General features: G+C 62.4%; 18 protein-coding genes. 13 read left to right on the top strand and 5 right to left on the bottom strand.

Going from position 1 to position 16,753, the window contains the following annotated elements; translation table 11 throughout:
• Positions 1 to 34 precede the first annotated feature (34 nt).
• The 6 genes from ACZ1JM_RS08080 (at position 35) to ACZ1JM_RS08055 (ending at position 7,530) form a co-directional block, all read left to right on the top strand.
• Positions 35 to 736: a DUF4197 domain-containing protein gene (locus tag ACZ1JM_RS08080; protein WP_465134319.1), complete on the top strand. Its 702-nt coding sequence runs from the start codon at positions 35 to 37 to the stop codon at positions 734 to 736.
• Between the two features lie 133 nt (positions 737 to 869).
• Entirely contained in the window at positions 870 to 1,520 is a 651-nt protein-coding gene (gene fsa / locus ACZ1JM_RS08075; RefSeq protein ID WP_465134318.1) for a fructose-6-phosphate aldolase, read from the top strand.
• Positions 1,521 to 1,650: 130 nt separating this feature from the next.
• Positions 1,651 to 3,465, top strand: a complete 1,815-nt coding sequence (gene cobT, locus ACZ1JM_RS08070) for a cobaltochelatase subunit CobT (protein WP_465134317.1) — start codon at positions 1,651 to 1,653, stop codon at positions 3,463 to 3,465.
• A gap of 83 nt (positions 3,466 to 3,548) precedes the next feature.
• Positions 3,549 to 4,211: a nitroreductase gene (locus tag ACZ1JM_RS08065; RefSeq protein ID WP_465134316.1), complete on the top strand. Its 663-nt coding sequence runs from the start codon at positions 3,549 to 3,551 to the stop codon at positions 4,209 to 4,211.
• Positions 4,212 to 4,268: 57 nt separating this feature from the next.
• Positions 4,269 to 5,717 (top strand): cysteine--tRNA ligase, encoded by a 1,449-nt coding sequence (cysS, locus tag ACZ1JM_RS08060; protein WP_465134315.1) that lies wholly within the window; start codon positions 4,269 to 4,271, stop codon positions 5,715 to 5,717.
• 139 nt (positions 5,718 to 5,856) lie between these two features.
• Positions 5,857 to 7,530 (top strand): acetolactate synthase large subunit, encoded by a 1,674-nt coding sequence (locus tag ACZ1JM_RS08055; RefSeq protein ID WP_465134314.1) that lies wholly within the window; start codon positions 5,857 to 5,859, stop codon positions 7,528 to 7,530.
• Positions 7,531 to 7,621: 91 nt separating this feature from the next.
• Here the strand turns inward: ACZ1JM_RS08055 and ACZ1JM_RS08050 are convergent, their stop codons facing one another.
• Both ACZ1JM_RS08050 and ACZ1JM_RS08045 read right to left on the bottom strand, forming a co-directional pair.
• Positions 7,622 to 8,002 carry a hypothetical protein gene (locus ACZ1JM_RS08050; RefSeq protein ID WP_465134313.1) on the bottom strand — a complete coding sequence of 127 codons (381 nt, stop codon included), beginning with the start codon at positions 8,000 to 8,002 and terminating at the stop codon, positions 7,622 to 7,624.
• Positions 7,992 to 8,192 carry a hypothetical protein gene (locus ACZ1JM_RS08045; protein WP_465134312.1) on the bottom strand — a complete coding sequence of 67 codons (201 nt, stop codon included), beginning with the start codon at positions 8,190 to 8,192 and terminating at the stop codon, positions 7,992 to 7,994. Before ACZ1JM_RS08045 ends, ACZ1JM_RS08050 begins: the two co-directional genes overlap by 11 nt.
• Positions 8,193 to 8,428: 236 nt before the next feature.
• Between ACZ1JM_RS08045 and ACZ1JM_RS08040 the strand changes: the two genes are divergently transcribed.
• A complete protein-coding gene (locus ACZ1JM_RS08040) occupies positions 8,429 to 8,941 on the top strand; it encodes a S24 family peptidase (protein ID WP_465134311.1) in 513 nt (170 codons plus the stop codon).
• A gap of 42 nt (positions 8,942 to 8,983) precedes the next feature.
• Positions 8,984 to 9,691, top strand: coding sequence for an MBL fold metallo-hydrolase (locus ACZ1JM_RS08035; protein ID WP_465134310.1), 708 nt, complete (start codon positions 8,984 to 8,986; stop codon positions 9,689 to 9,691).
• A 4-nt stretch (positions 9,692 to 9,695) separates the two neighbouring features.
• Here ACZ1JM_RS08035 and ACZ1JM_RS08030 read toward each other — a convergent pair whose 3' ends face one another.
• Positions 9,696 to 10,088, bottom strand: coding sequence for an MAPEG family protein (locus ACZ1JM_RS08030; RefSeq protein ID WP_465134309.1), 393 nt, complete (start codon positions 10,086 to 10,088; stop codon positions 9,696 to 9,698).
• A 174-nt stretch (positions 10,089 to 10,262) separates the two neighbouring features.
• On the opposite strand from ACZ1JM_RS08030, the gene rpmF reads away from it, so the two are divergent.
• The 5 genes from rpmF to ACZ1JM_RS08005 all read left to right on the top strand — a co-directional run bounded on the left by rpmF (position 10,263) and on the right by ACZ1JM_RS08005 (position 13,369).
• Positions 10,263 to 10,442 carry a 50S ribosomal protein L32 gene (gene rpmF / locus ACZ1JM_RS08025; RefSeq protein ID WP_465134308.1) on the top strand — a complete coding sequence of 60 codons (180 nt, stop codon included), beginning with the start codon at positions 10,263 to 10,265 and terminating at the stop codon, positions 10,440 to 10,442.
• A gap of 29 nt (positions 10,443 to 10,471) precedes the next feature.
• Positions 10,472 to 11,533: a phosphate acyltransferase PlsX gene (plsX, locus tag ACZ1JM_RS08020; protein ID WP_465134307.1), complete on the top strand. Its 1,062-nt coding sequence runs from the start codon at positions 10,472 to 10,474 to the stop codon at positions 11,531 to 11,533.
• Positions 11,533 to 12,504, top strand: coding sequence for a beta-ketoacyl-ACP synthase III (locus ACZ1JM_RS08015; protein ID WP_465134306.1), 972 nt, complete (start codon positions 11,533 to 11,535; stop codon positions 12,502 to 12,504). Before plsX ends, ACZ1JM_RS08015 begins: the two co-directional genes overlap by 1 nt.
• Before the next feature lie 108 nt (positions 12,505 to 12,612).
• Entirely contained in the window at positions 12,613 to 12,912 is a 300-nt protein-coding gene (locus ACZ1JM_RS08010) for an integration host factor subunit alpha (protein WP_465135014.1), read from the top strand.
• Positions 12,905 to 13,369, top strand: coding sequence for a MerR family transcriptional regulator (locus ACZ1JM_RS08005; RefSeq protein WP_465134305.1), 465 nt, complete (start codon positions 12,905 to 12,907; stop codon positions 13,367 to 13,369). Before ACZ1JM_RS08010 ends, ACZ1JM_RS08005 begins: the two co-directional genes overlap by 8 nt.
• A 35-nt stretch (positions 13,370 to 13,404) precedes the next feature.
• On the opposite strand, the gene ACZ1JM_RS08000 is transcribed toward ACZ1JM_RS08005, so the two are convergent.
• Entirely contained in the window at positions 13,405 to 13,950 is a 546-nt protein-coding gene (locus ACZ1JM_RS08000) for a SixA phosphatase family protein (RefSeq protein ID WP_465134304.1), read from the bottom strand.
• Positions 13,951 to 13,991: 41 nt separating this feature from the next.
• Entirely contained in the window at positions 13,992 to 16,709 is a 2,718-nt protein-coding gene (locus ACZ1JM_RS07995; RefSeq protein WP_465134303.1) for an ATP-dependent DNA helicase, read from the bottom strand.
• Positions 16,710 to 16,753 lie beyond the last annotated feature (44 nt).

The following is a 16,753-nucleotide window of genomic DNA, read 5'->3' as shown; positions in this document are numbered from 1 at the left end:
GGCACTGGCGGATTGGCTCGTGAAGGAGTTGGACATGCGCAGTTGGGGATCGAGCATGGATGAGGGTCAGGGCGTGATGGCGCGCCGTTCGGTTTTAGGGGCAATTATGGCGGCGGGTGTGCTGACTTTGCCCGGTTGCGCAACGATGGGCAGGCCCAACCAGGTCGATCTGGTCGAGCGTCTCCTGATGATTTCCACCCAGCGCGCTTTCGCCCGCCTGACCCAGCCCGATGGGTTCTGGGACAGCACGGTGGCGCGAATCGACATTCCCGTGCTGTTCGGTCGCCCGGGTTCGATTGCGAACAAGATCCTTCGCTCGGCGCTGTTTCGCGAGAAGCTGCAGCATGAATTGAACAACATTGCCGAAGACGGCGCACGCGTCGCCGCTCCGCTGGTTTATGATGCAGTCGGACGCCTGACGGTGCCGGACGCCATAGCACTGCTTCGCGGTGGAAACACCTCGGCGACGACGTTCCTGCGCCAGTCGATGGGTGCATCGCTGGTCAACGCCATGATCCCCGAACTGGGCCGCGTCATCGAAGCGACGCAGGACCCCATCGTCAATGAAGCGTTGAGCCTGCTTGCCGGGGTGAACGTGGGCGATGCGGCCCATGCGCTGGCGCTATCTGCCGATAATGCCATCTGGTACGAAATCGGCGCTCAGGAGGGCGAAATCCGCGCCAATCCCGAAACGACCAACGATCCCGCCTTGATCGCGGCGCTCAAGCTGCTCTGATCGGGGTGTGGCTGCCGGAGGCAATGCGGTCCTAGCCGCGCCGCCGGGCATTGCCTATAGGGGCGGCGAGAATCGCACGCCGTTATTGGCTTGTCCGGCGCTTCCGGCCGGCACAGCAACCAGGATCAGACCCATGAAGTTCTTCGTCGACACCGCCGAAATCGCCGACATCAAGGAATTGGCCGAAACCGGCCTGCTGGATGGCGTGACGACCAATCCGTCGCTCATCGCCAAATCCGGTCGCAATTTCATGGAAGTGACGCGCGAGATCTGCGGCATCGTCGATGGCCCGGTCAGCGCCGAAGTCGTCGCTCTCGACCACGCAGGTATGATGCGGGAGGCCGAAGTGCTCCGCAAGATCGCCGACAATGTCTGCATCAAGGTGCCGCTGACGATTGACGGCCTCAAGACCTGCAAGGCGCTTACGGGCGAGGGCACGATGGTCAACGTGACGCTGTGCTTCTCGGCAAATCAGGCGCTGCTTGCCGCCAAGGCGGGCGCCACCTTCGTTTCGCCCTTCATCGGCCGTCATGACGACAACGGGTTCGATGGGATGGATCTGATCAGCGACATTCGCTTGATCTACGACAATTACGCCTATGAAACCCAGATTCTGGCGGCCTCGATCCGGCATGGCGTCCACGTCCTGCAATGCGCCAAGATCGGTGCCGACGTGATGACTGCGCCGCCCGCCGTCATCAAGGGCCTGTTCAAGCACGTGCTGACCGACAAGGGCATCGAAGGTTTCATGGCCGACTGGGCCAAGACCGGCCAGACGATCTGAGTGTTTGGGGCGGGCATGGTCTCGCCCCAACCTCTGGCTGGGCAACGAATCCCGAAACAACGTCGGTATGACCGTCACCCTGCCACAACGGGCATTTGAGCCATCCCCCCCGATGCGCTAGGCGGGGTCTATGTCCGACGAATCTCCCGCAGACCGCTTCAAGTCCGTCCTCACCGGCACCTCTCGCGCCATTGCGCAGGATACCGAGATCGAGGTCAACTGGACCGCCGATGCACCCAGCTCGTCCGGTGGGACGTTCCGCGTCCCCATGCCGGGTCGCAATCTGCCCCGCACGGCGGCGATGCAGGCGCGTGGGTATGCGGACAGCTTTGCGTTGAAAGTGCGGCATCACAACGAAGGCCTCCACATGCGCAACGCGCCGTTGGAACCTTCGGCGCGCGCGGCGTATGACGTGGTGGAGATGGTGCGGTACGAGGCTCTCGGCGCGAATGCCTATGCCGGGATGGCCGACAACCTCGATGCGGCGCTCTCGGCGCGGATCGGATCGGACCCGATCGCTCGGGCCGATACGCCCGATGCGGTGCCGGTGCCGACCGCGCTGGCCCTGCTGCTGCGCGAACGCCTCACCGGACAGCCGGTCCCCGACGTCGCTGTCCCCGGCGTCGACATGGTGCGCAACTGGATCGAAAAGAAAGCCGGCGCGGATTTCGATGCGCTGGCCAGTTCGCTGGATGATCAGAAGGCGTTCCAGGCACTGTCGCTCAGCATGCTGCAGCACCTCGAACTGACCCGTGCCGAAGAAATCCCGCCGGAACCCAACGAAGCCGACGACATGGACGGCGAAGAGGAGACCGAGGAGCAGGAAGAGGGCGGCGATCAGGGGCAGGATCAGCAACCCGCCGAAATGGCCGCCGAACCCTCGCAGGGCGAAGACGAGGGGGAAAGCGAATCGGAGGGCGAAACGTCCGACGACATGGAGGAGGGCGAGGAAGGCCAGGATGGCGAGGAGGGCATGCTGCCCGTCCGTCCCAACCGCCCCTGGACCGACATTCCCGAAAGCTTCGACTACAAGGTCTTTACCGAGGCGTTCGATGAAGTCGTCGTCGCATCCGAGCTGTGCGACGAAGAAGAACTGACCCGCCTGCGCGCCTACCTCGATGCCCAGTTGAAGGGGCTTCAGGGCATCGTCACCCGGCTTGCCAACCGCCTGCAACGTCGCCTGATGGCGCAGCAGAACCGTTCGTGGGACTTCGATCAGGAAGAGGGATTGCTGGATGCCGCGCGGCTGGCGCGGGTCGTCGTCTCGCCGGGGCAGTCGCTGTCCTACAAGGTCGAGCGCGATGTCGAATTCAAGGACACCGTGGTCACGCTGCTGCTCGACAATTCCGGCTCGATGCGCGGGCGGCCGATCTCTATCGCGGCGATCAGCGCAGACGTGCTGGCGCGCACGCTGGAACGCTGCGGCGTCAAGGTGGAGATACTGGGCTTCACGACGCGGGCCTGGAAGGGTGGGCAGAGCCGTGAGAACTGGCTGGCGAACGGAAAGCAGGCGCATCCGGGGCGGCTCAACGATCTGCGCCACATCATCTACAAGAAGGCGGACGAACCCTGGCGCCGGGCCCGCAAGAACCTCGGCCTGATGATGCGCGAGGGCCTGCTGAAAGAGAACATCGACGGCGAGGCTCTCCTGTGGGCGCATAGCCGCATGCTGGCCCGGCAGGAAGATCGCCGCATCCTGATGGTCATTTCGGACGGCGCCCCGGTTGACGATTCGACCCTGTCGGTCAACTCCGCCGGGTATCTCGAGGCGCACCTTCGCCGCGTGATCGAATGGATCGAGGCGAAATCCCCCGTGCAGCTTGTCGCGATCGGCATCGGCCATGACGTAACCCGCTATTACCGGCGCGCGGTTACCATCATGGACGTCGAGCAGCTGGGCGGCACCATGATCGAACAGCTGGCCGGGCTGTTCGAGGAAGAATAGCGAGGCGGATTTTTCTACCGAACGGTATTGAAATGCCGGATGAGCATGCGCAGGTTTGCGCCTGAATTATATAGGACAACCCTATGCTCGTATCCGAAGCCGTCGCCACTCGCCGTTCCATCCGCGCTTTTACTGATGAGCCCGTGTCGCTCGAAGCGGTGCGCCGGGTTCTGGACCGTGCGCGCATGGCGCCATCGGGCTGCAATTTCCAGCCGTGGCAGGCGACCGTGCTGACCGGCGAGCCGCTCAGGCAGTTGCAGGAGAAAATGACGGCCTCGCAGCCTCAGGACCCGATCGAATACGATTGGGCCGCGCCCAACCAGTCACCGCCCCATCTTGCGCGGCTGAAGCAGGTCGGCGCCAGCATGTACGGCGCCCTTGGCATCGAACGCGCAGACCAGGCGGCTCGCGACGCGTTCTCGAATTCGAACATCGTGTCGTTCGGCGCGCCCGCCTTGCTCGTCTGCTACCTCGAACGGTTCCACAAGGAGCCGCAGTGGTCGGACATGGGCATGTGGCTGCAGACCATCATGCTGCTCCTGCGCGAGGATGGGCTGGATTCCTGCCCGCAGGAATGGATGGCGCTCTATGCTCGCCTTATCAAAGATCACATCGGCGTCTCGGACGAAACGCATATCCTGTTCTGCGGCATCGCCATCGGCCATCGCGATCCTGACGCGCCGATCAACTCCTTCGCTCGGGAGCGGGTGCCGCTGGACGAACAGGTAAAGTTCCTCGGTTTCTGACCGGGATCGCGGCGGGCGCGGCTTGACTGCGCTCGCCTCCTGCCTAATGCCCGGCCCATGACCGACGCACCTGTCCTAACGCTGTTCAACAGCCTCACGCGGCGACTTGAGCCCTTCACCCCTGTCCATCCCGGTGAGGCGCGCGTCTATACCTGCGGACCGACGGTCTACAACTACCCCCACATCGGCAACATGCGCGCCTACGTGTTCGCCGACGTGCTGGGGCGGACGTTGAGCCACAAGGGATACGCCCTGACCCACGTCATCAACATCACCGATGTTGGCCATCTGACCGACGATGCCGATGCCGGTGAGGACAAGATGGAAAAGATGGCGCGGGCGCAGTCGCAGTCCATCTGGGACATCGCGGCACATTACACCCAGGCCTATTGGGGTGATATCGCAGCGCTCAATATACGTCAGCCGGCGAAGTGGTCGATCGCCACGGACTACGTGCCGCAGATGATCGAATTTGCCCAGAAGATCGCTCCAACTCATTGCTATGAATTGGAAAGCGGTCTTTATTTCGATGTGTCTACCGTCGCCGACTATGGCCGCCTAGCGCGGGCGGTGACCGACGAGGGCGAGGGGCGCATCGAAGCCGTCGAGGGCAAGCGTAACGCCGCCGACTTCGCCATCTGGCGCAAGACGCCGGATGGCGAGACCCGCCAGATGGAATGGGATTCGCCTTGGGGCAAGGGCGCGCCGGGCTGGCATCTGGAATGCTCGGTGATGAGCGGAGACCTGCTCGGCTTCCCGTTCGACATCCACACCGGCGGCATCGATCACCGCGAGATCCATCATCCCAACGAGATCGCGCAGAACCAGGCGTTTTGCTGCACCAATGGGTTAGACACGGCTTCAAACTCCGGCGCTAACGTATGGATGCACAACAATTTTCTGGTCGAGCGATCGGGCAAGATGAGCAAATCATCGGGCGAGTTCCTGCGCCTGCAACTGCTGATTGATCGCGGTTTTCATCCCCTCGCCTATCGAATGATGTGCCTCCAGGCACATTACCGCAGTGAGCTGGAGTTTTCCTGGGAAGGACTGGCAGCCGCGCTGGTCCGGCTCAAGCGTATGCTGATGGCGGTTGAGCGCCTGGCCGATGTGCCCGTCGGAGATCCTCACCCCAAACTGCAACCCATGCTCGAAACATTCGAGCAGGCGATTGCGGACGACCTGAACACGGCCATTGCCTTGACTGCGCTGGAACAGGTGCTTGCCACCAAGAAGGTCGATCCGGGCGCGATGCGGGCGGTGGCAGAGACGATGGATGCGGTTCTGGGCCTCAACTTGTTCGAACTGACCCGCGCCGATCTGCGGGTTCGGCCAAAGGCAGCCGAGATCGACGAAGCTGACATCGCGGCGATTCTTGCTCGTCGCAAGCAGGCTCGGGCGGAAAAGGACTTCGCTGCCTCGGATGCTTTGCGGGACGAACTCGCCGCCCAGGGTGTCGAAGTGATGGATGGCGATGTTCTGGGTTGGGAGTGGAAACTCACCTGATTGCAGCCCGCGACATTGGTATTTGTGACAGGCTATTGATTTCATCAGGGACGGGTCGGCATAAAAGGCGCGTATCGACTTCGACATGCCCGCCAATTTTCGGCAGGGCTTGGTATGCATAATATGGGGAGAGCGGATCATGGCTGAGGGCGACCGGCGAAAGGCTTCGGATTTATTCATCGAATGCCTTGAACAGGAAGGCGTCGAATACATTTTCGGCGTCCCGGGCGAAGAGAACCTGGATTTCCTCGATTCACTCTCTCGCTCGAAGCAGATCAAGCTGATCCTGACGCGGCATGAGCAAGGCGCCGGGTTCATGGCCTCCACCTATGGCCGACACACGGGGAAGGCAGGCGTTTGTCTGTCCACTCTCGGGCCGGGCGCGACCAACTTCGTCACCGCGGCTGCGTACGCCACGCTCGGCGGGATGCCGATGCTGATGATTACCGGTCAAAAGCCGATCAAGAAATCCAAGCAGGGACGCTTCCAGATTCTGGATGTCGTCTCGATGATGCAGCCGATCACGAAGTACGCGCACCAGATGGCGTCATCGGACAATATCCCGAGCCGTGTGCGCGAGGCGTTCCGGATCGCGGAGGAGGAAAAGCCCGGCGCTTCGCATATCGAACTGCCCGAAGACATTGCCGATGAGCGCACCGATTCACGCCCGGTCCCCCGCTCCACGGTCAGGCGGCCGACGGCGGACACGAAATCGATCATTCATGCCGTCGATGCGTTGCAGAATGCCAAGCGGCCATTGCTGGTGATCGGCGCCGGTGCCAATCGCAAAATGACCAGTAAGATGCTGGGGGAATTCGTTGAAAAGACAGGAATTCCTTTCCTGACCACTCAGCTCGGCAAGGGCGTAATCGATGAGCGCCATCCCAAGTTCCTGGGCTGCGCCGCGCTGTCGTCGGGCGACTTCGTTCATCGGGCGATCGAGGATGCCGACTGCATCGTCAACATCGGCCACGACGTGATCGAGAAGCCGCCGTTCTTCATGCACAACGACGGCACGCGCGATGATCGCATCGTCATTCACGTGTCGACGAAAACCGCGGAAGTCGACCCCGTATACTTTCCGCATATCGAAGTGATCGGCGATATCGCCAACGCGATGTGGCAGATCAAGGAAGCGATCACGCCGTCCGCCAAATGGAATTTCGATGCCATGCTGCGCTTCCGCCAGGCGGAGGTTGAGCACACGGAAAAGCTGGCGAAAGACGAGCGCTTCCCGATATTCCCGCCCCACGCGGTTCATCAGGTGCGCAAGGCATTGCCCGACGACGCGATCATCTGCCTGGACAACGGGATCTACAAAATCTGGTTCGCGCGCGGCTACAGCGCTCGTGGTCGCAACACCGTGCTGCTCGACAACGCACTGGCCACGATGGGGGCAGGTCTGCCGTCGGCCATGGCCAGTGCGATGGTCTATCCTGATCGCAAGGTCATCGCGGTGTGCGGCGATGGCGGGTTCATGATGAACAGCCAGGAGATGGAAACGGCGGTGCGGCTCGGGCTCAATCTCACAGTGCTGATCCTGAACGACAATGCGTATGGCATGATTCGCTGGAAGCAGGCCAACATGGGCTTTGAGGATTTCGGCCTGTCCTATGGCAATCCCGACTTCGTGAAGTATGCCGAAAGCTATGGTGCAAACGGCTATCGGGTGGAAAGCTCGGGCCATCTTCGCGAGTTGCTCGCGCATTGTCGCGACACGCCGGGCGTCCATCTCATCGACTGCCCGGTCGATTATTCCGAGAACGATCGCATCCTCAACACGGAGATCAAGGAGCTGTCCCGGGCGCTTTGATTTAGCGGCTTTTTAATCAAAAGACCCCCGCCATCGTTGTGATGACGGGGGTCTTTTTTTGGAGACGATCGGGCCTACGGGGCGGACAGCATCAGCATTCGGTCAGGAGTAGAAACTCCGCTTCCACCAGCATGCGCGGCATAGGGGAAAAGGCGTGGCTGCTTTCGACCAGCACGACATCAGCCACGAGATGGCCAGGCACATTGAATTCGTGATCGGGGAGGGCGGCAATCAGAGCTTCCCCTGCCGTGACTGCCTCCGGGCCCTCGAACGATAGGGCGACGGTGTGACGCGCGCCGGTGAACATGGCGCTCGACCACGCTCTTTCCGTGTGATGGAGAAAAACGGCATCGGGACCTGCGAGGCGCAAAACTTCCTCCAGCAGGCGTAGCCAGGTTCCACGCTGCCGCTTGGCTTGCGGGTTATCGTCGGGACGGGAGGTGGTGGGGGTAAAGCAGGTGTCATCGAGCATGGCGTTTCTCCCGTGGGCCGGTGTGGTAAGTCTTCATGAAGAGGTCGACCCGAGCGATTGTCTCGTCACGCGGGATCCGACCGTTGCGCAGATCGGCAACGAAACGGGGGTCCTGAGCGGCCAGCCTGCCAAACTTCGTCCATGGCATTTCGGTCTCGCGCAGGAAGCGCTCAATTCGGCGCAACAGCATCCTGCCAACTCCTTTCTTCGGATTCGCTTATTTGTTCCTATTATGTTCCATTGCAAATCCTACTTGTCTAGGAAAAATCCTACGGGTAGGATGAAGTTATGGACATGGAGCCCAACCGTCGCCGCCTGCTCGAATTGGCCGACGCCAAACAGGTGAGTTTAACCCAGCTTTCCCGAATGCTTGGGAAGAACCCGAGCTATCTTCAGCAATTCGTTAGGAAAGGAAGTCCAAGAAAGTTGGAAGAGCATGACCGCGGAATGCTGGCGCGCTTTTTCAACGTCAGCGAGGATGAACTCGGCGCGACAAAGGAAAATTCCTATGCTCCCAGTTTGTCGGAAGGCACCCGGGCTTGGGTGGATGTACCTAGGATCGCAATAGGTGCCTCTGCCGGAAGCGGCGCTCATCCGGGTGGGGAAGGTGCGTTCGATACCATCCGTTTTTCGGGACGCTGGCTGCGCGGCATGGGCCTGCAGCCAGGGCTTCTCTCGACCATCGCGGTCAGCGGCGATTCGATGGAGCCGACATTGCGGGACGGTGACGAGATTTTGGTCGATCGCACCGTTCGCTCATTGCGCGATGGCATCCACGTCGTCCGTCTGGAAGATAGCCTGCTGGTAAAGCGCGTGAACACCGGCCGTCCGGGCTTGGTCGTGCTCATCAGCGACAACCCGGCCTATCCGCCGCTCGAATGCCAACCATCGGATGTCCACGTGATCGGGCGGGTCGTATGGAAAGGCGGACGTATCTAGCGCCGGTTGCAATCGATCCCCGCTGCGGCCATTTCACTCGGCATGACCGAACAGACCAATTCCGCTATCGACCAAGACCCTGCCGCCCCGTCCATGCGGGTAGGGATCATTCCCGTCACTCCTTTGCAGCAGAACTGCTCGCTGCTGTGGTGTACGCAGACGATGCGTGGTGCCTTCGTCGATCCGGGCGGCGATCTCGCGAAGCTGAGGCAGGCGATCGACAGGACCGGCGTGCAGATCGAAAAGATCCTCGTCACTCACGGGCACCTTGATCACTGCGGCCAGGCCGGAGTGCTGGCGAAGGAACTGGGCGTTCCCATCGAAGGCCCGCACGAGGATGATCGCTTCTGGATTGCCCAGTTGAGCGATGACGGCCCGCGCTGGAACATGGAAGCCCACACCTTTGAACCTGATCGTTGGCTCGAGGATGGCGACACGGTGACGGTGGGCAACTTGGAAATCGACGTCGTCCACTGCCCTGGCCATACCCCCGGCCACGTCGTGTTCCATCACGCGCCAAGCCAGTTCGCGATGGTCGGCGACGTGCTCTTCCAGGGAGGCATCGGGCGTTGGGATTTTCCGCGCGGCAATCTGGAAGACCTGGTCGAATCGATCACCGAAAAGCTCTGGCCGCTGGGAGACGACGTGACATTCGTTCCGGGTCACGGTCCCACCAGCACGTTCGGTCAGGAGCGCCGCACCAATCCCTATGTCAGCGACGATGCACTGGCGCGTGGCCTGCCCGGCTGACGCGTCAGTATCGACCCAGCGCGATCAGGACAGCAATCGCCGACAGTCCGAGAAGCGGCAGCGCGGTGATGGCGAACCCGCCCGCGCGCAAGGGAGACGATTGCGGCCTGTCCATGCCGAAGGCGTGGGCCACGCGCGCCAGAAGGTAGACTGCGCCGACGATCGCCAGCCATTGCCCGCCCTTGCCGGTCAGTTCGATCGCGGCGATCAGGATCAGGATGAACGGGGTATTCTCTATATAATTGGCGTGCGCACGCATCCGTTGCATAAGCATCGGGTTGCCGCCGTCGCCGTGCCAGACCTTGTTGCCCAAGCGGACTTTCCCTGTGCGCAACGCCAGCCAGAAATTCAGCACTGCGGCTGCGGCTGCAAGGCTGAGCGTGGTTTGCAGTATCATGCGGTCCGCCTCCCGATGTGGACAAAGGTTGATAATCCCCGTCATGAGGGAAGGAGTAACGGGTTGCAACTGGCCCGAAATGAGGTATAGGCGCGCCTTCGCAAGCCGCCGTGTCCTTCAACGGTCATCGGCGGCCTTTTTGACATAACTGCAGTTTCAGGAACAGGTGCCGAAATGGCTGTCCCTAAGAGAAAAACCACCCCGTCCCGCCGTGGCATGCGTCGTAGCCACGATGCGCTGACGGTTGCGGCTTTCCACGAGTGCTCGAACTGTGGTGAGCTGAAGCGTCCGCACAACCTGTGCAATGCTTGCGGCCACTACAACGGTCGTGAAATCGTCGCGGTCGAAGCCTAAGCGACCCTGACGACTTTCGGAGAAAGCCCATGAGTTTGCCGCGTATCGCCATTGACGCGATGGGCGGCGACGAGGGCGTGCGCGTCATGATCGATGGCGCCGCACTCGCGCGCCGCCAGCATGACCGGTTCAAGTTCCTGCTTGTGGGTGACGAGACACGGATCAAGGCTGCGCTCGAAACGCATCCCAATCTGCGCGCAAGCTCCGAAATCCTCCATACCGAAGGCGTCATCAGCGGCGAGGACAAGCCCAGCCAGGCCTTGCGTCGTGCCAAAGGTACGTCGATGGGGCGCGCCATCGAGGCGGTGAAGCTGGGTCACGCGGGGGCTGCCGTCAGTGCCGGGAATACCGGCGCGCTGATGGCGATCGCGAAACTCTCGCTGCGAACGATGCCGGGCATCGATCGTCCGGCTCTGGCGGCATTGCTGCCGACGTTGGGTGACAACGATGTCGTGATGCTCGACCTCGGGGCCAATACCGAGTGCGACAGTCGCAACCTGGTCCAGTTCGCCGTGATGGGCGCGGCCTATGCGCGTGTCGCGACGGGGCGTGAACAGCCGCGCGTTCGCTTGCTGAACATCGGCAGCGAAGAGATCAAGGGCACTGATGAAGTGCGCGACGCCGCCGCGATCCTGCGGGCTGCGGCGAATGACCTGTCGATGTCGTTCGATGGCTTCACCGAGGCGGACAAGATCTGCCGGGGTGACATGGACGTCGTGGTGACGGACGGATTTTCCGGTAACGTTGCCCTGAAGGCAGTCGAAGGGACGGCACGATTTGTCGCCGACCTGCTTCGCCGCGGTTTCTCCAGTTCGTTGCGGTCCAAGATCGGGTTTCTGATTTCCCGCCCGGCGACTGAGCTGCTCAAGCACCATCTCGACCCTAACAATCATAACGGCGCGGTCTTCCTTGGCCTCAACGGCATCGTCGTGAAGAGCCACGGCAGCGCCAATGCCGCCGGCGTTGCCAACGCTGTCGCCGTGACCGCGCGACTTCTGGAGGAAAACGTGACCGAGCGCATTACCGCCGACCTGGCCCGTCTGGGAGGGTTGACCCTGCGCATGCCGCGTCCCCAGGAAGAGAGCGCCTGATGCTCCGCTCAGTCATGATCGGAACCGGCTCGGCATTGCCACGTCAGGCGGTGAGTAACGCTGAACTTGCGACGCGCGTGGATACCACCGACGAGTGGATCGTAGAGCGTACCGGCATTACCAACCGGCATATCGCCGCCCCCGATGAAACGACTACCTCGCTCGCCACCGAAGCTGCCCGCAAGGCGCTGGAAGCTGCTGGTATCGAGGCGGCATCGATCGACCTGATCATTCTGGCGACGGCTACTCCCGACCAGACGTTCCCAGCCAGCGCCACGCTGGTGCAGAGCAATCTGGGCTGCCGCGCCGGCGGTGTCGCGTTCGACGTGGCGGCGGTGTGTTCCGGCTTCCTCTACGCCGTTGGCGTTGCTGATTCGTTGCTGCGCACGGGCATGGGCAAGCGCGCTCTTGTAATCGGTGCGGAAACCTTCAGTCGGATCCTCGACTGGGAAGATCGCACGACCTGCGTCCTGTTCGGGGACGGTGCCGGTGCCATCGTTCTGGAAGCGCAGGAACAAGAGGGTGATTCCCCCCGGGGAATTCTGAACACGCGGCTTCATGCCGACGGCGCACACAATCAGATGCTCTACGTCGATGGCGGTCCCTCGACCACGGGCACTGTAGGCAAACTGCGCATGAAGGGGCGGGAAGTGTTCCGTCATGCTGTGGTGAACCTTGCCGAAGTCCTGCGAGAAGTCGTTGAAGAAGCAGGCATTTCGGTCGAAGAGATCGACTGGTTGGTGCCGCATCAGGCCAACGCCCGCATTCTTGACGCCACCGCTAAAAAGCTGAACATGGCCCCCGAACGCGTCATCAAGACGGTCGACAAACACGCCAACACCTCCGCCGCCTCAGTGCCGCTGGCACTCGATCAAGGCGTGCGTGATGGGCGTATCAAACCGGGCGATCTGGTCATGTTGGAAGCCATGGGTGGCGGATTTACGTGGGGCGCCAGCCTGTTGCGCGTCTAAACGTTGCTTATCTGTGTCCAGTTGCGTTCAGTATTGGACGTAGCATTGCTTTTTCGTTGAAAATTCGTATGATCCGGCCTTTCAGCGCTCAGAGGGGACGCAGGCTTGATGCGCTCGACAGATACATTGACCAGGGCAGAGATCGCCGAGGCCATTCATCGCAAGCTGGGTATCTCCCGCGCCGAGTCGCTTTCGATGGTGGAGGCGATCCTGCAGCAGATGTGCACCGCGCTCAGCAATGGCGAGAACGTCAAGATTTCCGGCTTCGGCACCTTCCTTTTGCGTGACAAGGGCGAGCGGGTAGGCCGCAATCCCAAGACCGGCGTCGAAGTGCCGATCACTCCGCGCCGCGTCATGACATTCCGGGCCAGTCAGATGCTGAAGGACCGCATCGCGCAGCATGCATGATGGCCCGCCCCCGGACAACGCAGGTGTAAGCATTTCAGATTCTTCTCCTCCCCAGCCATCCGGTTCACTGTTTGCAGCTTCCGGTGCGACGATCTTCAACGACAATAAAGATCCGCAGGCACTGCGGACCATAGGCGAAGTCGCCAATGCACTGGGCATCCGTCCTCACGTGCTGAGGTATTGGGAAGAGCAGTTTCCGGGCCTCAGCCCGATCAAGCGCAGTGGCTCACGGCGTTACTACCGGCCAGAGGATGTCGCGCTGATTGTGGAGATCGATCGGCTCGTGCATCACCAGGGCTACACGCTCCGGGGCGCAGCGAAGGTCATCAGCGAGATGCCGTCGGCGCGCGCTGAAAACACAACGCCCACCAGCGCTGTGGGATCAATAGATCCTGATTTTAGGCAAAAGCTTGTCGCTATTCGACATGAATTGGCCGAGGCTCTCGCTCAGGCCTGAATCTCCAGCGTCCAGCACTTCGTTGGGCCGGCAACTCAGTCGGTAAGGCTTGGCCCAAGCGTCGGATCGAGGTCGCGTGGGCGGGTCAGGTGGACCAGCTTTCCGCAATTTTCCGCGATATTTTGCCAGCTATCGATATCGAGTTCGATGACGGCATAGGCGGCGGTCGGAAATTTGTCCTCCACGATGTCCCGCAGGGGGCTGTTGCCGTCGTCCGGCACCAGATCGAAGATCAGGTCTTCCAGGCCAGGATTATGGCCGACCATCAGGATCGTGCGCGGATCGTCTTCCTGATCGCGCAGAACATCGATCAGCGTGGCCGAATTGGCGAGGTAGATCCGCCGGTCCCAGGTGACGGGCGGCGTTTCGCCCGCGGCTTCTCCGGCCAGTTCGATCGTCTGGGTTACGCGCACGGCCGGAGAGGCGAGGATGCGTTTCCAGCCGACGGCATGTTCCGCGATGTGCTTGCCCATCACCGCTGCCCCTTCGCGCCCTCGCTTGTTGAGCGGACGATCGAAGTCTCGCAGCCGCGCATCAGTCCAGTCAGACTTGGCGTGGCGAAAAATTCCCAGCGTCTTCATCGATAGGCCTGCATCATTGGGGCCGCTTCCGCAGCGTTAGATCAAAAAAGCGGGGCGGTATCCTCGGCCGGATCGGCCGCTGCCCCTGAAGCATGTCCGGCCACGCGCTGTAAAGCCTCGTCCAGAGAAATGCGGCGGATCGGGGTGCCCGCCGGGAACGCAGAGAGTAGCCGGGAAGGGAACGCAGGCGACAGCACCACGAAATGCCCGCGATCGTCGCGACTGCGGATCAGGCGGCCGAACGCCTGCGCCAGACGCGCGCGGATGATCGAATCGTCATAAGCTCCCCCGCCATTGGCGAGACGCCTTGCCCGGTGCAGGATGGAGGGGCGAGGCCACGGAACCTGCTCCATGACCACGAGTCGCAGGGAATGACCCGGAACGTCGACCCCGTCGCGCAAGGCGTCCGTCCCCAGGAGCGAGGCGGCGGGATCGTCCCGAAAAATGTCGACCAGTGTGCCGGTGTCGATCGGATCGACGTGCTGCGCGTACAGCGGCAGGCCATTGCGCGCCAGACGATCGGCGATGCGCCCGTGTACCGCCCGCATGCGCCGGATTGCGGTGAAAAGCCCCAGCGCGCCGCCGCCCGAAGCCTCGATCAGGCGGCCGTAAGCGGCGGCGAGCGAGGGGATATCACCTTTGGGCACGTCGGTCACGATCAGCACTTCGGCCTGGGCGGCATAATCGAACGGGCTTTGGTGCGTCGATAGGCGCGGGTTCACTTCGATCTGCGCCGCGCCGGAGCGGGCCACGGCTTTGTCCCAATCCTCCCCGTCACGCAGCGTTGCCGACGTGACGATGACCCCGTGCGCCGGTTCGAGAACGACTTTGGCGAATGGCTTCATCGGATCGAGCCACCGACGATGCACGCCGATGTCGAACTCGCGGGATTCGGAACGATCTACGGCCAGCCAATCGACGAATTCGGGGTCGGCCACGCCGCCCATCCGGTTGAGCAGGGACTCCCAGGCGGTGAGCGTGTCCACCCGCCAGGACAGCGAGTGGCGAGCGCCTTCGATGCGGGCTCGGCCGGGGCCATCGAGCCAATCTGGCGGTTCTTCCAGCAGCGCTTCGAGCCGCATGCCCAGCTTGATGAGCGGCTGGCGCATTTCGCCCAGCGCGGCCTTGGCCGACTGGGCAACTTCCACGAACGGACCTTCCAAGCCTGCGGCTTCGGTTTCCAGCGCGTAGCCCGCATCCTGCCCGCCGCTCTCGTCGCGGGCATAGACGGTGGCGCGCACGGCAGCGAAAAGTTCTTCCAGCGGGCCGGAAGCGGCGTTCTCGGCAATGCGCTGCATCCATCCGTCACCGGGCAAAGCTTCGGCAGCGGCGACGGCGGCAGTGATCGCCTTGGCCCCGGCCTCGTCATAGCTGGCGACGTCCGCCAGCCGTGCCGACAACCCCCGGCGGCGACCGCGCGATGCCTTTTCAGGCCCGATCACCCAACGGCGCAACTCGATCGCTTCCGCACCGGTCAGCGCGGCGGCGAAGGTTGAGTCGGCGGCATCGAAAACATGATGCCCTTCGTCGAAGATGATGCGGGTGGGGCGAGAAGCAGGATCGCGGCCACGCGCGGCATTGACCATCACCAGCGCATGGTTGCCGATCACCAGATCCGCGCCGACGCTCGCCCGGGCCGAACGTTCGATGAAGCATTTGCGGTAGTGGGGGCAGCCAGCATAGACGCACTCGCCGCGCCGGTCGGTCAGGGCGGCGATGCCTCGCTGGCGGAACAGCGTGCCGAGCCAGCCGGGCAGATCGCCGCCGATCATGTCTCCATCGCGGGTATAGGCGGCCCATCTCGCCACAAGGTGGGCAAGGATCGCGGCTCGTCCGGCGAACCCGCCCTGCAACGCATCCTCAAGGTTCAGCAGGCACAAGTAGTTTTCGCGCCCCTTGCGCACGACGACGGGGCGCGTTCCATCAATGCGGCGTTCAGGCCAAGCGCGGCGGCTTTCCTGTCTCAACTGGCGTTGCAGCGCCTTGGTATAAGTGGAAACCCAAACGGTGCCGCCCGCCTGCTCGGTCCAGAGAGACGTCGGCGCCAGATAGCCCAGCGTCTTGCCTATCCCGGTCCCCGCCTGTGCCAGCAGGACGTGCGGATGGCCAGACCGTTCGCGCGGAGCGAAAGCGTGGGCGGTTTCTGCTGCGTAGGCCCGCTGGCCGGGGCGCTGCTCCGCCGCGGTGCCTGTAAGCTGGGCGAGGCGGGCGATCACCTCGTCTTCCTTCAACACAACCTGTTTGGGTTGCGCGGGTTCGGGGCTTTCCTCCCATTCCGGCAGCCGTGTGAACAGCCACCGCTCCGCCTGACCGGGCCGGGCGATGCGTGGGGTAAGCAGAGTGGCCCATGCCCAGCGCATGCGTATGAGCGACTGGAGCGCCGTCCACGCACCCTCACGCTCCGCCCATTGCACGCCTTCGCAAACATCGAGCAAGGCACCGGCGGCCTCCTGAAGCAAGCGCGGCACATCGGCGTCGCCGGTCGGCTCGGCAAGATCCAGCGCATGAGCCAGGCCCTTAGGTGTCGGCACCACGAACCGCGCCGGATGCACGAAGGCGAAGAGTTCAAGAAGATCGAGTCCCGAAAGATCCGGGTAGCCCAGTCGCGTCGCCAGCAGGGGGGCGTTGAGGATCAACTGCGGCGTGTCCGCCGCCATCATCACCGCCTCGCCCTTCGAAAGCTGGCGAGTGCCGCTGACATCGCGGAACCAGCAGCCGCCATGGCTGGCATGCAGGGCAGGGAGGGAGAGGGCGGCCATGTCCCACCATCAGTAGTGACGGCGGAACGAATTGAAAACGCTCG

The organism is Novosphingobium sp. BL-S-24 (assembly GCF_055521575.1).
The sequence above is the reverse complement of the archived record's forward strand: the minus strand, read 5'-3'. Positions and strand labels throughout refer to the sequence as shown.

Excerpts from the sequence above, each read along its gene's own strand:
- ACZ1JM_RS08080 (WP_465134319.1), top strand. The coding sequence starts at position 35 with ATGCGCAGTTGGGGATCGAGCATGGATGAGGGTCAGGGCGTGATGGCG.
- fsa (WP_465134318.1), top strand. The coding sequence starts at position 870 with ATGAAGTTCTTCGTCGACACCGCCGAAATCGCCGACATCAAGGAATTG.
- cobT (WP_465134317.1), top strand. The coding sequence starts at position 1,651 with ATGTCCGACGAATCTCCCGCAGACCGCTTCAAGTCCGTCCTCACCGGC.
- ACZ1JM_RS08065 (WP_465134316.1), top strand. The coding sequence starts at position 3,549 with ATGCTCGTATCCGAAGCCGTCGCCACTCGCCGTTCCATCCGCGCTTTT.
- cysS (WP_465134315.1), top strand. The coding sequence starts at position 4,269 with ATGACCGACGCACCTGTCCTAACGCTGTTCAACAGCCTCACGCGGCGA.
- ACZ1JM_RS08055 (WP_465134314.1), top strand. The coding sequence starts at position 5,857 with ATGGCTGAGGGCGACCGGCGAAAGGCTTCGGATTTATTCATCGAATGC.
- ACZ1JM_RS08050 (WP_465134313.1), bottom strand. The coding sequence starts at position 8,002 with ATGCTCGATGACACCTGCTTTACCCCCACCACCTCCCGTCCCGACGAT.
- ACZ1JM_RS08045 (WP_465134312.1), bottom strand. The coding sequence starts at position 8,192 with ATGCTGTTGCGCCGAATTGAGCGCTTCCTGCGCGAGACCGAAATGCCA.
- ACZ1JM_RS08035 (WP_465134310.1), top strand. The coding sequence starts at position 8,984 with ATGACCGAACAGACCAATTCCGCTATCGACCAAGACCCTGCCGCCCCG.
- ACZ1JM_RS08030 (WP_465134309.1), bottom strand. The coding sequence starts at position 10,088 with ATGATACTGCAAACCACGCTCAGCCTTGCAGCCGCAGCCGCAGTGCTG.
- rpmF (WP_465134308.1), top strand. The coding sequence starts at position 10,263 with ATGGCTGTCCCTAAGAGAAAAACCACCCCGTCCCGCCGTGGCATGCGT.
- plsX (WP_465134307.1), top strand. The coding sequence starts at position 10,472 with ATGAGTTTGCCGCGTATCGCCATTGACGCGATGGGCGGCGACGAGGGC.
- ACZ1JM_RS08015 (WP_465134306.1), top strand. The coding sequence starts at position 11,533 with ATGCTCCGCTCAGTCATGATCGGAACCGGCTCGGCATTGCCACGTCAG.
- ACZ1JM_RS08010 (WP_465135014.1), top strand. The coding sequence starts at position 12,613 with ATGCGCTCGACAGATACATTGACCAGGGCAGAGATCGCCGAGGCCATT.
- ACZ1JM_RS08005 (WP_465134305.1), top strand. The coding sequence starts at position 12,905 with ATGCATGATGGCCCGCCCCCGGACAACGCAGGTGTAAGCATTTCAGAT.
- ACZ1JM_RS08000 (WP_465134304.1), bottom strand. The coding sequence starts at position 13,950 with ATGAAGACGCTGGGAATTTTTCGCCACGCCAAGTCTGACTGGACTGAT.
- ACZ1JM_RS07995 (WP_465134303.1), bottom strand. The coding sequence starts at position 16,709 with ATGGCCGCCCTCTCCCTCCCTGCCCTGCATGCCAGCCATGGCGGCTGC.